The following is a 13,311-nucleotide window of genomic DNA, read 5'->3' on the forward strand; positions in this document are numbered from 1 at the left end:
TCATCTTTAGAGGTTTGTATGGTTTTAATGCACTGTTTAGAAGATTATTAATACTGTTGATTATTTTTAATTTAGTATTTACATGAAACGGTGTATTGTTTAGGATAAATTTTACTTTTTACACCATATTTAAAGCAGTGTTGAGTAATTTTACTGCAGTATTAAGCATTTTTATTCCACTGTTAAGAATTTTTATTGAAATGTTGAAGATTTTTGTTGCACTGTGGAACATTTTTATCGCAGTATGGAAGATTGAGATTGGTGTCCGGAAATAAATTTTTACCACTCCTGCCATACAGTTGTCATTACCGGTGCTTATATTTGCATTTAACTATCCACAAAAAATAATAACAATGAGTTATTGCGCGGCAATTGAAGGAATGCAGCCTGAAAGCAGGAGAGAACTGCACAAAAGATACCATGATAAGCATTACGGTTTTCCGATTCATGATGATAATGAACTGTTCGGGAGACTGGTGATGGAAATCAATCAGGCAGGGCTGAGCTGGGAAACCATTCTGAAAAAAGAAGAAGGTTTCAGAAAGGCGTATGATGATTTTGACATTCAGAAAGTGGCTTCTTACGGTGAATCTGACCGTGAAAGACTGCTGAACGATTCTGGAATTATCAGAAATAAGCTGAAAGTAAATGCTGCCATAGAAAATGCAAAAACCATTGTAGAACTGCAGAAAGAATTCGGTTCTTTTGAAAAATGGCTGGAACATCATCATCCCAAAACATTGCCGGAATGGATGAAGCTTTTCAAAAAGACCTTCAAATTTACAGGCGGTGAAATCGTGAATGAATTCCTGATGAGCATCGGTTATCTCAAAGGTTCCCACGCAGAAAGCTGTCCCGTATATGAAGAGGTTTTAAGACATGATCCGATGTGGAACAAAGCCTAGTTTCAACAATTATCTATTGATTTATAAAGCTTCGATCTGGCTTTTGATTCTTTCCGAAAGCATCGTAATGATCCTTTTATTAAAAGATTTGCTGTCGGAAAGATAGACCGTTATTTCTTCCGGGGTGAGCATTCCGATTGTCATTCCGATGAAGGTGTTTTTCAGGGCAATATCTTTTTGCAGGCTTTGTTCTGTGAAATTTATTTTCTGTTCGTTTTTCAGAGAAGTAAAATCTGACATTTTTCTCATTGCATAGTCTCTGAATATCTGGATGAAAATATCATTCTGCAATTTTAAAACAGGACGAAGCACATTATTCTGAAATAATTCTGTTTCACTGCTGTTTTCAAATGTCGGAAGGGAGAGGTTTTCCCGAAGGTCTTTTTTGGTGGACATATTCATTTCTTTAACGAAACGCAATTTAGCAATCATTTTTGAAAGATTTCTTGTAAAGTATGGATAGGAGAGAGAATCAACTCATTTTATAGAAGAAGCTGTTTCAGTTCGGAAACAGCCTCTTGTATTAAAAAGCGACAGAATAATAAATACAGAAGTTATTTTTTATTTCAAGGGAGCCTGCTTATTCTTCTTTGCTATTTCGGTTTATTTTTCTTTTCCTGAAAGAAGTCCATCAGCAGACCTATGGAAATGATAGAACCTTGCCTGAAATTAATATCCGATTTTCCGTCTGTATATTTAAACATTGCCTTGAATCCTGTTTTTGGTATTTCAGCTCCCAATGTAATTGAATAATTCCCCTGTATCTTTCCGGAAGGATTTCTTTCTTTGCTGAAATCATAAAACGAGGTTGCTTCTACAATAATGGCATAATTGTTAAAAACAGGAATATAATAATATCCGTCGATATGTGCCATACCGGAGGCAAATGAAGTGATATCATTGGAATAATCATAATATCCTTTAATTCCTGCTGTTATCACTGGTTTCAGCCGTAACCGGTTGGATTCTGCTGTCGTAAGGTTTATGAGATTGGGAACAATCACATTTACTGATGCATCTGCAGCAACACGTTTATTGATGAAGCTCTGATCCGACTCATTTCCCAGTTTTACACTCAGCTGGTAAGGAAGTTTCCCGGAAAAATTCTCAAACAGAAAATTAGCAGGGTATATTTTTATATAGTTTAAAGAATCTTTGAAATTTGTACTTAATCTTGCATCCAGATTCCAATAGACAGGCATTCTCTTCGTATTTTCATTACAGCTCAGAAATCTTTTCCTGTTATAAGCATTCTGAAAACGGAGAGACAGAATGTAGTTTGTTTTAATTGAGTCCCTTCCCGGATTTACCCCAAAATCGACTTTATTCTCATGATAGTAAAAGTTGTTAAGAGAAGTAAGAAAATCTGTACGTTCATCTTCAGTAATTTTCAGTTCTTCATTAATTAGCGTGTTGATTATATCCGCTTTTATAATCCATATTCTTGAGGGATTTCCCCTTTCATCAAAGAGATTTATTCTCACATCCTTGTCAACTCTTATCGTAATCTGATTGTCATGATCTTTGTTTAAAAATCTGTCAAAAGTAGATGGTGTGAACCCTGTGATTTTAAATCCTACTGCATTTCCCGATAGCTGCCGTTTAACGGTCAGTGGGCAATCCAGTTTCTGATCAGCATACTGAAGAGAAAATACGGGCATTTCTGATGGATTATTGAGCCAGTAATCGAAATTTATTGCATCACTCTCTTTCATTTCTAGCTGAATATCCAGATATACTGCGTTTTCTCCTTCTCCTTTATTAAAGGTAAGGCTGATTCCCTTGGGAACTGCAACAGTCTCTGTCTGTGCAGATAAACCTGACGGAATCATAAGTAAAGTGATAAATAAGAATAGATATTTCATGATAAAGTATCTGAAGTTATTAAAGATAAACGACTCTCTGGTTTTTTTTAATCCAGTTGATACAATCCTTTACAGTAGCCCAATCATCAGTAGAATCCGGATTTAAGGCAATATCATAATAAGCCATGTGTGTAGTAGTTCCGTCATTCATAAAATAAGGAAGGGCATTTATTTTGCCTTTTAATGTAGACAGAAAAACATGCTTATGAAAATTATTCCATGCGGAAAAATTTGCTTCTTCCGGATTTTCCGGCAGAGCTGCAATCGTTTCAAGACTTTCTAAAACTACGGTTTTAATCTTTTCTCTATTTAATAGTGCCATGATTATAAATTTTTTATGTTTTTATTACTGTAAATTTATAATATTGAAAGACGGGAGACAATTACCCTTTAGGGTTAATTTTAAATAAGCAGGAAATAATAATAAGCAATTGTCTAGCCCACCGTTTTCGTATCTTCTTCATTCAGGATCTTTTTCTCCTTCATCGATAGCATCATTCTTTCACATTTGTATTTTTGCCAGTCGAAATTACTCAGGAAATCCAGAGCTGCAGAAAATCCGCGGTTGAAGAGCTCTTCTTTTTCTTCTCTCTGCATAAAGAAATTCAGCCAGTTGCTGGTTCCGCAGTTCACGGTCTGAATGCTGAAAAGATGATAAAACGTATGTTTGGTGAGAAAAGTTTTGTCGTTAAAACCTTTTAAAGTATCAATAATATTGCCTGCAAAAGAAAGGGGAGATTTTAAAATTTCGGCACTGGTTTTTCCTCTTTCAGACTGAATATCGGAATCGCTCGTTAACTGTACGCCGAATAAAGGCATTCTCGGATAAAAAATATCAGTGGAATGGAAAAGATCGATCGGGAAATTGGAAATACTTCCGCCATCAATAAAAACTCCTGCAGGATTGATGTCTTCCTGTTTCGTATTCATCCAGAATCTCCATGCATATTTTACGGAATCATCATTTTTGTCAATCTGTTTCTGAAAAGGCTCAAAAAAGAAGGGAACCGACATCGAAGCTCTTACAAATTCAGCCGGACTGATCTTTTTCAGCTCTTCTTCCGACCAGTACAGATTCGCCATTGTGGGAAGTTCCACTTTTATTTTGGCGTTAATATCCGTTGTAATCACGATGTATTCCGATTTTAAGGAATAAAAAGGATCTTTTTTATAATATTCGTTGTTAACAACTCCGTCGTAGAATATTTTAAACCGGATTTCATCGATGTGTTCTTTATTGTTCTGATGAATTTCTTCAATGCTTTCTAAGGCAATATTGTAATATTGTGTTTCGTTGCCATGACGGTAATTCAGGTTGAGGTCTCTGCCTTTTTTTACAAATTTATCATTCAGGGCAGCCACTGTTTTAATGTCGAAAGCATCCAGAACATCTTTCATCTGATTCAGAAAAGTATTTCCGGGATTTAATCCTGAATTGGCTTTTTTCAGATCATTATATAACTTTCTCAGATACAGATAAGCAATGATGATCGGAATGATGGGAACCAGAAAAAGCAGTTTGGCTCTCAGCGTTGTTTCCGAAGAAATGGCAAAAGGCGCAATCACGAGAATCAGCATAATAATTCCTGCGATAATGGAATTGATCTTCAGGAAGTTTTTGTTATTCAGCATGGAATGGATGGTTGTTTTTACATACGGTTTTCCATCCATAAAGTCGGAGAAATTCCAGTTGAAGAGAATATCTTTAATCACTTCACTTTTGGCTTCTTCTTTGGTTTTACACGCGGCGATCAGCATCGTATTAATCGCTCCTGCACTCGTTCCCGCTACTTTCAGAAAACGGATCCCGAAAATTTCCAGTCCGTACAGATAGCCTACCAGTGCGCTTCCCCAGACTCCGCCTCCTTCCTGCACAAATTCCACATACTGATTGCCTTCCGCATCCAGTAAATCAGAAAATTCCTTCGCCGAAATACGGTCGTGCAACGCGGAAAGTTTTTCTTTGGATTCTTTTGAGAGAACATTTTCCTCAAGAATTTTTTGCAGCATTTCAGGTTTCATGGCTTTTGTTTTTTGGTTGTTTTTATTTTTTATTTGGGCGTGTCCCTCCGTTTTCCCTATCCAAACCTTATAGGTTTTTAAAACCTATAAGGTTTCCCGCATCATCACTTCGGGTCGGGCTTCTGCAGACTTCACTTCGTTCCGGTTTCAGCGCGGCGCGAAGCGCCGCGCTGAAACTCCTCCTTTCAGTCGGACCTTCCGTATCCCTCACGCGAACGCGGGAAATACAATATTCCTCTTTTCACTGTCATTCCGACGGAAGAAGAAATCTAATGTTAAATGCTAAAAAACTTTTGGGAAAAGAATTAGCGTATTTAAATTTAAACGTTCTTCTTTTTCGATTTAAAATTAGTGATATTTAAAATATTCAGCCACAGTATTTTCACGATAATTAAAGCGGGAAAATTACCATTGTTTTCTTCGCGCGTAGATAAAGGTGCAGATCACAACCAGAGCCATTAAACCTAAGGTGTAAAAGTATCCGTGTTGGGTATGTAATTCCGGCATATTGTCGAAATTCATTCCGTAGACTCCTGCAATAAAGGTGATGGGTAAAAAATACACCGAGTAAATCGCCAGAACTTTCATTACCTGATTGGCTTTTTGATCCGAAAGAGCAAGAAACATCCCGATAAGGTTGGTGATCTGTGCGTTAAGATGATCGAAATCCGCAACCACGTCCTTATGTTTGTCTTTTAAATCATACACTTCAGAATCCTGAAGTCCGAGTAATTTAAATTTATCAATGGCATCTGTGGAAATCGTAAGCACTCTTGAATTCAGCCCCGATTTTCTTTTCAGCTTGTATAACCTTTTAATCTGGTTCGTATGATTGGTGTTTTTAAGGAAAATTTCGTTTTCTATATTGTCCATCGTTTCCAGAAGACTTACCGATTCATCATCAAAACTTTTCATGATGAGCAGTGCGATTTTCAACGCAATATTTTTGGAGGTAGTTTCGGTTTTCATGGCAGAAAGCTGTTTCTTGGTTTCTGCGATGCTCTTCGTTTTCATCCTGTGAATTGTGATGATGGTTCTTCCCAGAATGAAAATCCCGATTTTGGTACTGATGTCGCTGATCGTGTTGAGGTTTTTACGTTCCAGTTCGGTACTTTCCCGCAGGAGGAAGAATTTTACCTCTCCGTCCTCTTCATATTTCGGTAAGTGATTGGGATCTAAGGTATCTTCCAGAAGAAGATTATTGATTTCGTACCGTTCATGTAAAAATTTCAGGTCTTCCGCTGTGGGAGCCTCAACATCTACCCATTCGCACTGGGAATCTCTGTAAATCGTGTCAATTGGCATGCCGTAAAAATATAATATTTTGAAATACTATGTCTTAAATAAGTTTATCTTTGTCAAAATTAAAAAACTATATGATTAAAAGTACAATAAAAGGAATCGGATTTTATGTTCCAGATAACGTTGTTACCAATGATGATCTAGCAAAATTAATGACCACCAATGACGAATGGATCACGGAAAGGACAGGGATAAAAGAAAGAAGACACCGTAAAAACAGAAACGATTCTCAGGAAACGACGGCTTATTTAGGTTTCAAAGCTTCCGAAAAAGCGATTGCCAATGCGGGTTTAACGGCTAAAGATATAGATTATATTGTTTTTGCAACCCTTTCTCCGGATTACTATTTCCCGGGATGCGGTGTTCTGCTGCAGGATATGCTTGGCTGCGATACCATTGGTGCTTTGGACGTGAGAAACCAGTGTTCAGGTTTTGTATATGCAACGAGTGTGGCAAATGCTTTCATTAAATCCGGAACGTATAAAAATATTCTGGTGGTCGGTGCGGAAGTGCATTCTTTCGGGCTCGATTTTTCTGATGAAGGAAGAGGCGTTTCCGTTATTTTCGGCGATGGGGCAGGAGCGATTGTATTGTCGGCAACAGAAGATGAAAACGCAGGAGATATTTTAGCATTCAACATGCACTCCGAAGGGAAATTTGCAGATGAGCTGTGCACCCAGTTTCCGGGTTCTAAGTACGGATGGAGCGACAGGATGAGAAAAGAACCTGAAAATGTAACGAACAAAGAAGTTTACCCGATCATGAACGGAAATTTCGTGTTTAAAAACGCAGTAACGAGATTCCCTGAAACCATGCAGGAAGCTTTGGATAAAGCAGGAAAAACAATTGACGATGTAGATATGTTTATTCCGCATCAGGCGAATTTAAGAATTGCCCAGTTTGTTCAGCAGAAGTTTGGACTTCCGGACGAAAAGGTCTTCAACAACATCCAGAAATACGGAAATACAACGGCAGCTTCTATTCCGATTGCTTTAAGTGAAGCGATTGAGCAAGGGAAAATTAAAAGAGGAGATTTGGTGCTTCTTTCCGCTTTCGGAAGTGGCTTCACCTGGGGAAGCGTTTTGTTCGAATATTAATAACTACGAGAGACAGCTTGTATTTACATAAATGTTTTTTTTGAGGGGGATTTATTGAAAAATGATTAATAAATTAGCTTTTATTTTTAATGATTTTTTATTATTTAACGAAAATTAATAAAAAAATTGAAAATAAAATGTTTTTTTGATTTTATTATACATACCTTAGTAGAAGTTAATAACCTAACTTACCCACCAATGAAAAAAATATTTTTAACAGGGATAACGCTTATCCCTTTATTACATTCTGCTCAAATAGGTATCGGAATAGAAAATCCTTCCTCAACTTTTGATATTGCAGCTAAAAATGCAACAGGAGCCACAACTAATGTTGATGGAATACTGATCCCAAGAATTGATAGGCAAAGAGCCCAGAGCATGACAGGAGTGCCCACGTCAACTTTAGTGTATATCAATAGTATTGCTACAGGAACACAAACGGCATCTGCCGTCAATATTGATAATACCGGATTTTATTATTATGATGGTACAGTATGGTCTAAATTAAGTACACCCCTGAATATTTATAATTCTAACGGGACACTATCCGCTAACAGAATTGTAACAACAGCAGGAAACTCACTTTCTTTTGTGAACGGAACTAATAATGTGGGAATAGGAACTACGGGGACTCAGGGTATTGTTTCAGCAGCAGGATCTTCAAGAGGAGCATTTCAGGCAACCGGCGGTACAGCAGTTTTAAATATGTTTATAGATAACAGCTCTGCTGCCCAGATAACGACATCAGGAACCAGCACAGGTATAAATTTGAATGCAATTTCTGCTAATCCTGTAAATATTCTTACCAATAATACCAATAGAATAACGGTAACCGGAGCAGGAGATGCAGGGATAGGAACCCAAACGCCGCAGAAGCTTCTGCATGTTAATGGTGCCTTACAGGTTACCAATGAATTAAATGTAGGGGGCGATGGCTCTACGGCGGGAAGTGCAGGAACTTCCGGACAAGTTCTCACTTCAGGCGGAACAGGATCGGCTCCTGTATGGAAAACCTTGAATACAGTATCCGGAACTGTTTCTTCTGCCAATTATGTGCAGGGAACCACAGCTCTTACAATTAATCAGGGGAATACTGCAGATGTACCCGGAGTTACTATTAGTTTAATCGTTCCGGCAGGCGTAACGCAGACTTTTTTATTTACAATTTTAGGATATGCTGTAAATGTTTCTACTGCTGCAGGGCAGGCTACACAAGGGGTATTTAGTTTGCTTCAGAATGGTACAAAAATTTCTTCGGCTTATACATCATCGGGAGATGGAGGAAGTTTGGTTAATTTACCTGCTCCAACTACATTTTTAAAATCAGTAACACTTTCTGCCGGAACATATATTTTTAAAGTTCAATATTCTTCATGGTCCGGAAACCAGAATGTGAATTTCGTTCCTTCGGGATATGCAGGTTATAATGGCGATACAGAGGCAATGCTGACAAAAATGCAGGTGCTGGTTTATAATAATTAATTTGATAGAAAAAATAGTAAAGAAATCCGCAGAACAGTCTGCGGATTTTGTTTTTTATGATAGACCTGTTAAAACTTTATGACTGTCCGTAATTTGCCATCATTGAAAAGCCTTTGTGGATTTTGCGAAGCATGATGAAATGAAGAATCTTCTGAAAGTTCAGCCGTTTCGGCTGTCCGGATTTATCATTCTTTTCGGTTTTGCGTTTTCTCGATCCGAGACGGAGCCAGACTGTTTGGGTTTACACTTTCTCGGAGCGAGACGGAGTGTTTCTCTTTCGGGCTGAACTTTCTCGTTCCGAGAAAGTAAGAATCTGTCTGGGTTTTGGTATTCTCGGGTAGAGAATGCTTCTCCCTATTTTTCTTTCAACATTTTTTCGATTAGTTTATTCTGCATTTCCATAAGTTGGCTGATCTGCTGCTGATTTTGCATCACGCTTTTGAATAAATCTTCATTCAAAGTATTATTTACAGTTGGAATGTTACCAATTGCAGAGTTATTGCTTGTCTCTACATTATTATTAATGATGGTATCACCTTCCAAAAAATACTGAGGTTCTACTTTAAAGAACTCAGCCACTTTCTGCATAAAAATAAAGTCTAATTTTATGGCAACCGGAAGAACTTTAACCAAAGAACAAAAAGAATGGGTGGAAAAAAGACACAGAAAAGATAATAATCATCTGGATTAAATTGTATTTAAGTTCATAAAAAAGGTTGTCTGTTTTGAGAGACAACCTTTTTATTTTTTACTGAATATTCAAACTCTTCAGCAGCTTTTCGGTATCAGAAGAATCCTGTCCTGTCTTTTTTGCCAGTTCGATGGATTTTTCAGCCCACAGTTTGGCGTTTTTCTTGTCGCCGGTTTTGTTGTAAAGATTGGCTAAAGTATCGGTATTCGCGAAGTTTTCGTCTTTCTTTACAGATTCCTGCGCCCAGACTAATGCCTTTTCCAAAGAAGCTTTGTTGCTTACATTTTCAAAGAAATTCCATGCAATAGAATTCAGTTCTTCGGAGCTTAATGCAGAAGTATCCTGGTTCAGTTCAAGCGTCAGTTTTTCGTATTTGGCAAAGTCTTTATCTCTTAAAGCTCTTGAAGCCTGTGCTTTTTTCAGGATTTTTTCAGCCTCATCTTTAGACAAAAATTTCTGAGCTTCCGTCAGGAAATAATTGTCGTCCCACGTTTTCGACTGTGCGTTGTAAGATTTTTTAAAGACACTGCTGATCTTGATATTCTTATCAATTGCTTCGTACTTTTCAGGAGTAATAACCTTTGAGATTTCATCCTTTTTTGCCTGAAAAATTTTGTACATCGGGCTGTCCGGATTCTGTACAACGGAAAGTAACATCTGAACATCTTCTCTGTCCAGTTCTTTTTTCGAACTGAAATAGCGCTCCATTACTCTTCCTGCAAACTCAGCATCATTATACATCGTAAGAGAAGCAAGGTTTTTCAGAAACTCAGGATCTTTTTCGCCGTCTTCGAATTTTTGTTTCAGTGCGGTTAATCTTTTGCTTGGATCTCCTGCATCTTTTGCAAACTGGATGAAGTCGTTTTCTTCCACATATCCTAAAGTTCTGTGTACCAGTTCTCCGTTTCCGTCTACGAAAAGGTAAGTAGGGAAGGCTTTTACGTTATATTTTTTGGCAATTTCAATTCCTTCACCTTTCTCCATATCAATTTTTGCATTGATGAAGTGGGAGTTGTAATAATCTCCTACGGTTTTCTGCGGGAAAATATTTTTCGCCATCAGTTTACAAGGTCCGCACCACGTGGTGTAAGCGTCGATAAATACAAGTTTATTTTCTTTTTTTGCTTTGGCAAGAACGGCTCTAAAGTTGGATTCTTCAAATTTTATTCCCTGCGCAAGAGCAAACGCTCCGATGAATAAGGCAGAAAATATCGATAGTTTTTTCATAAATACTTTTTATTGGTTGCAAATGTAATAATTATGTTAATAAATAAGTCTTTTCAGGAGAGAAATAGTTACAACGTTGTTTTGATTATTTTTTTAATTTGAGGTTAAACAGGAACGGATATCTTATTAAAAACAGTAAATATTTTCGTTTTACCTATCGAATTAATTGGAAGTATTAAATTTTATTAAAAAATAAATTATTCTTAGTTTTGTGAAAAACAAAAAGACACCCCATGAAAATGATGAATTATTATAACAAGGATAATAATTTGTTGAAGTATGTCTAATAGTTTCCACCAGTTTTTATTACTACTGGTCAATATTTTTCCGGTTACCATACATGAGCATCATGAAACGATAAATGTTGCCAAGAATGTTGCAATTATTGTTTTATGTTCTGCATTAATAGGATTATTTCTTCATTTCAGATCGAAACAGAAAAAGCAGCTTGCAAGAATCAGAAATATTCTCAGAAACCAGCGGCAGGCTTTTGTTGCGGATGGAGATTTCCCTCCTGAGAATCCTTACAAAGATTTTATCAATATTTCCGTAGAAGAAATTCATCGCAGGGAGAATAAAAAAGACAGAAAAAAAGCAGAATCTCCGATGACTTCCGAAACCGAAGCCAAACTTCTGGAACTCCTGAATGATTTTGAAAAAGGAACTTCCTTCACGAATAAGAATATGTCTCTTTCCTTTCTTGCAGGAGAATTAAATACCAATACGAAGTATCTTTCGCACCTCATCAACCGCCATAAAAATTCAGATTTTAAAACATACATCAATCGTTTAAGGATAAATTACATCGTCGATAAGCTTATTAATGACGAAAAATACCGTCAATATAAGATCAGCATCCTCGCTGAAGAGTGCGGATTTTCTTCTCACAGCAAGTTTGCTTCCGTTTTTAAACAGATGACAGATCATTCGCCTTCCGTATATATTAAATTATTAGATGTTGAAAATCAGGAGGATAATATTTCTGGTTTTCGTGAAAATGATCAGTTACGATAATGGGTTTCTTTTCATTTTCCTGAAAACAGATAACCTTTCTTTTCTCAGAAACTATTGGGTGCATTATATTTGCGCCAGTTTTACGGGATAGCTGTTACTACTGCAGTTATCAGAATTTTTTTCGGAAAATAAAGCCGTACTGCTGCACCTAAACACTAAAACTAATAATGCCGCTAGCAATGTTGTAAAATATGTAACCGATATTTTGCACCAAACCATGAAACATTAACTAGTAACGAATTAAACGGATGAGAACAATTTTTACAGTCGTTATGGCTACTGTAGCATCTAATTTTGCGCTTTCGCAGATCGGGATCAATACAGCAAATCCTATAACGAGTTTGGATGTAGTCGCGAAAAACAGCGATGGCTCCACTGCGGAGGGTATTTTGCCGCCGAGATTAACAGGAGATCAGCTGAGAGCAGGAGATTTCAGATATTCAAGCGCACACGCCGGAACTATAGTATATGTAACATCACCGGTCACTTCAATCACTTCAAAAACCAACAGAGTAGATGCTCAGGGATTGTATTATTTTGATGGTACAATCTGGCAGAAATTAATGCTTGGTGATGAAAAAACATTAAACAGCAAGAACATCGGAGATATTAAAACTTCGGTAAAAAAGACGGATCACGCAGGATGGTATCTTTTGGACGGAAGAAGTATTTCTGTACTTTCACCTGCGAGCCAGACAGCAGCGGCAAGTTTAGGATTTACGGATAATCTGCCGGATTCCAGAGACAGGGTTTTAAAATCCAGAGCCAACGGAGAAGTTCTAGGCACAACAGGAGGCGAAAACCATTTCGGAATTCTGCAGTCTAATCTACCAAATATCACTCTTTCCGGACCTGTAAACGGCGTTGCACAAAGTGCGGGATCTCATACCCATTCTTCCACAGAAGGTGGTTTTTTGTTGGGCGGAACTACCGTTAACAACAGTTCAGGAGGTTATGTGCCGGATGGAGGATCAACAGCATGGGGCGGTATCGGAATGCTGAACAATACAGCACCTGCAGGAGCGCATATGCATACTGTGGCAGGAACAGCAACCATTTCTACAGGAGGCGGAGGAAAATCTATCGACAACCGGTCTGCTTATCTGGTGGTGAATACGTTTATTTATCTGGGAGAATAATCTTCCTAACAATACAATCGGGGTGATTGCCCGGTTTTTTTCAGTCAAGTTTTTTTAAGTACAAAACCGCAGATTTCCGCGGTTTTGTTTTTTTATTTCATTTTTGTTGAATCTGAAGCAGTTTTTGTACTGTCTGAAGGTGTTGTATTTTCTGAATTAGCAACGGCAGAATCTCCCATTCTGTTTCTTAAAGAATCTTTATTGTGTTCTTCTTTAAATTCTTCCTTGTTTTCTTTTTTGTCGGCACAGCTGCCTAAAAAGAGCAATCCTAAAATGGCGGAAATCCATAATTTTTTCATAGTAAATTTTTTAATGTTTAGTGTATATCAAATATAATGATTTAAAAAGTAAAAAGTAAAAAGTAAAAAGTAAAAAGTAAAAAACAACATTTAAAATTCTGATACAAATAATCCTCAGAATATTTTCCGAGGATTATTAGACTGTACCTTAAATGTTGTTGTTATTTAATAGTGTTAGCTGAATCCATTTTCATCTTCATGCTGTCAGGATTTGTTCTCGCGGTAGACATTGTGTCTGTTGTGGCAGGTGCTGCAGTTCTTGTATTAT

13 protein-coding genes are annotated in these 13,311 nt (G+C 37.3%); 5 read left to right on the plus strand and 8 right to left on the minus strand.

Going from position 1 to position 13,311, the window contains the following annotated elements; genetic code table 11:
- Positions 1–353 precede the first annotated feature (353 nt).
- Positions 354–905: a DNA-3-methyladenine glycosylase I gene (locus tag WFK35_RS13515; protein ID WP_336733021.1), complete on the plus strand. Its 552-nt coding sequence runs from the start codon at positions 354–356 to the stop codon at positions 903–905.
- A gap of 21 nt (positions 906–926) precedes the next feature.
- On the opposite strand, the gene WFK35_RS13520 is transcribed toward WFK35_RS13515, so the two are convergent.
- From WFK35_RS13520 to WFK35_RS13540, 5 genes are all read right to left on the minus strand, one after another.
- A complete protein-coding gene (locus tag WFK35_RS13520) occupies positions 927–1,337 on the minus strand; it encodes a glyoxalase (protein ID WP_235130055.1) in 411 nt (136 codons plus the stop codon).
- Between the two features lie 161 nt (positions 1,338–1,498).
- The gene (locus WFK35_RS13525) at positions 1,499–2,770 is read right to left on the minus strand and encodes a hypothetical protein (protein WP_336733022.1); all 1,272 of its coding nucleotides are present in this window, start codon (positions 2,768–2,770) and stop codon (positions 1,499–1,501) included.
- 19 nt (positions 2,771–2,789) lie between these two features.
- Positions 2,790–3,092: a hypothetical protein gene (locus WFK35_RS13530; protein WP_336733023.1), complete on the minus strand. Its 303-nt coding sequence runs from the start codon at positions 3,090–3,092 to the stop codon at positions 2,790–2,792.
- Between the two features lie 113 nt (positions 3,093–3,205).
- Positions 3,206–4,792 (minus strand): patatin-like phospholipase family protein, encoded by a 1,587-nt coding sequence (locus tag WFK35_RS13535; RefSeq protein ID WP_336733024.1) that lies wholly within the window; start codon positions 4,790–4,792, stop codon positions 3,206–3,208.
- Positions 4,793–5,197: 405 nt separating this feature from the next.
- Positions 5,198–6,097, minus strand: a complete 900-nt coding sequence (locus WFK35_RS13540) for a magnesium transporter CorA family protein (protein ID WP_076394760.1) — start codon at positions 6,095–6,097, stop codon at positions 5,198–5,200.
- Between the two features lie 71 nt (positions 6,098–6,168).
- On the opposite strand from WFK35_RS13540, the gene WFK35_RS13545 reads away from it, so the two are divergent.
- Positions 6,169–7,191: a 3-oxoacyl-ACP synthase III family protein gene (locus WFK35_RS13545; RefSeq protein WP_087711319.1), complete on the plus strand. Its 1,023-nt coding sequence runs from the start codon at positions 6,169–6,171 to the stop codon at positions 7,189–7,191.
- 198 nt (positions 7,192–7,389) lie between these two features.
- On the plus strand, positions 7,390–8,673 hold the full coding sequence (locus WFK35_RS13550) for a hypothetical protein (RefSeq protein ID WP_336733025.1): 1,284 nt from the start codon (positions 7,390–7,392) through the stop codon (positions 8,671–8,673).
- Positions 8,674–9,027: 354 nt separating this feature from the next.
- On the opposite strand, the gene WFK35_RS13555 is transcribed toward WFK35_RS13550, so the two are convergent.
- Together WFK35_RS13555 and WFK35_RS13560 are read right to left on the minus strand one after the other, a co-directional pair.
- Complete coding sequence (locus tag WFK35_RS13555; RefSeq protein ID WP_336733026.1) at positions 9,028–9,261, minus strand: hypothetical protein; 234 nt, start codon at positions 9,259–9,261, stop codon at positions 9,028–9,030.
- A gap of 160 nt (positions 9,262–9,421) precedes the next feature.
- Entirely contained in the window at positions 9,422–10,591 is a 1,170-nt protein-coding gene (locus tag WFK35_RS13560; protein WP_336733027.1) for a thioredoxin family protein, read from the minus strand.
- 279 nt (positions 10,592–10,870) lie between these two features.
- Between WFK35_RS13560 and WFK35_RS13565 the strand changes: the two genes are divergently transcribed.
- Positions 10,871–11,605: a helix-turn-helix domain-containing protein gene (locus tag WFK35_RS13565; protein ID WP_336733028.1), complete on the plus strand. Its 735-nt coding sequence runs from the start codon at positions 10,871–10,873 to the stop codon at positions 11,603–11,605.
- 248 nt (positions 11,606–11,853) lie between these two features.
- Positions 11,854–12,744, plus strand: coding sequence for a hypothetical protein (locus tag WFK35_RS13570; RefSeq protein WP_336733029.1), 891 nt, complete (start codon positions 11,854–11,856; stop codon positions 12,742–12,744).
- Between the two features lie 92 nt (positions 12,745–12,836).
- Here the strand turns inward: WFK35_RS13570 and WFK35_RS13575 are convergent, their stop codons facing one another.
- On the minus strand, positions 12,837–13,043 hold the full coding sequence (locus WFK35_RS13575) for a hypothetical protein (protein ID WP_336733031.1): 207 nt from the start codon (positions 13,041–13,043) through the stop codon (positions 12,837–12,839).
- Positions 13,044–13,311: the final 268 nt, after the last annotated feature.

This window comes from Chryseobacterium sp. VD8, from assembly GCF_037149975.1.
In the GTDB taxonomy this organism is placed as follows: Bacteria; Bacteroidota; Bacteroidia; order Flavobacteriales; family Weeksellaceae; genus Chryseobacterium; species Chryseobacterium indicum.

What these genes read in the sequence shown, in the direction of transcription:
- WFK35_RS13515 (WP_336733021.1), top strand. Translation starts at nt 354, where the DNA reads ATGAGTTATTGCGCGGCAATTGAAGGAATGCAGCCTGAAAGCAGGAGA.
- WFK35_RS13520 (WP_235130055.1), bottom strand. Translation starts at nt 1,337, where the DNA reads ATGATTGCTAAATTGCGTTTCGTTAAAGAAATGAATATGTCCACCAAA.
- WFK35_RS13525 (WP_336733022.1), bottom strand. Translation starts at nt 2,770, where the DNA reads ATGAAATATCTATTCTTATTTATCACTTTACTTATGATTCCGTCAGGT.
- WFK35_RS13530 (WP_336733023.1), bottom strand. Translation starts at nt 3,092, where the DNA reads ATGGCACTATTAAATAGAGAAAAGATTAAAACCGTAGTTTTAGAAAGT.
- WFK35_RS13535 (WP_336733024.1), bottom strand. Translation starts at nt 4,792, where the DNA reads ATGAAACCTGAAATGCTGCAAAAAATTCTTGAGGAAAATGTTCTCTCA.
- WFK35_RS13540 (WP_076394760.1), bottom strand. Translation starts at nt 6,097, where the DNA reads ATGCCAATTGACACGATTTACAGAGATTCCCAGTGCGAATGGGTAGAT.
- WFK35_RS13545 (WP_087711319.1), top strand. Translation starts at nt 6,169, where the DNA reads ATGATTAAAAGTACAATAAAAGGAATCGGATTTTATGTTCCAGATAAC.
- WFK35_RS13550 (WP_336733025.1), top strand. Translation starts at nt 7,390, where the DNA reads ATGAAAAAAATATTTTTAACAGGGATAACGCTTATCCCTTTATTACAT.
- WFK35_RS13555 (WP_336733026.1), bottom strand. Translation starts at nt 9,261, where the DNA reads ATGCAGAAAGTGGCTGAGTTCTTTAAAGTAGAACCTCAGTATTTTTTG.
- WFK35_RS13560 (WP_336733027.1), bottom strand. Translation starts at nt 10,591, where the DNA reads ATGAAAAAACTATCGATATTTTCTGCCTTATTCATCGGAGCGTTTGCT.
- WFK35_RS13565 (WP_336733028.1), top strand. Translation starts at nt 10,871, where the DNA reads ATGTCTAATAGTTTCCACCAGTTTTTATTACTACTGGTCAATATTTTT.
- WFK35_RS13570 (WP_336733029.1), top strand. Translation starts at nt 11,854, where the DNA reads ATGAGAACAATTTTTACAGTCGTTATGGCTACTGTAGCATCTAATTTT.
- WFK35_RS13575 (WP_336733031.1), bottom strand. Translation starts at nt 13,043, where the DNA reads ATGAAAAAATTATGGATTTCCGCCATTTTAGGATTGCTCTTTTTAGGC.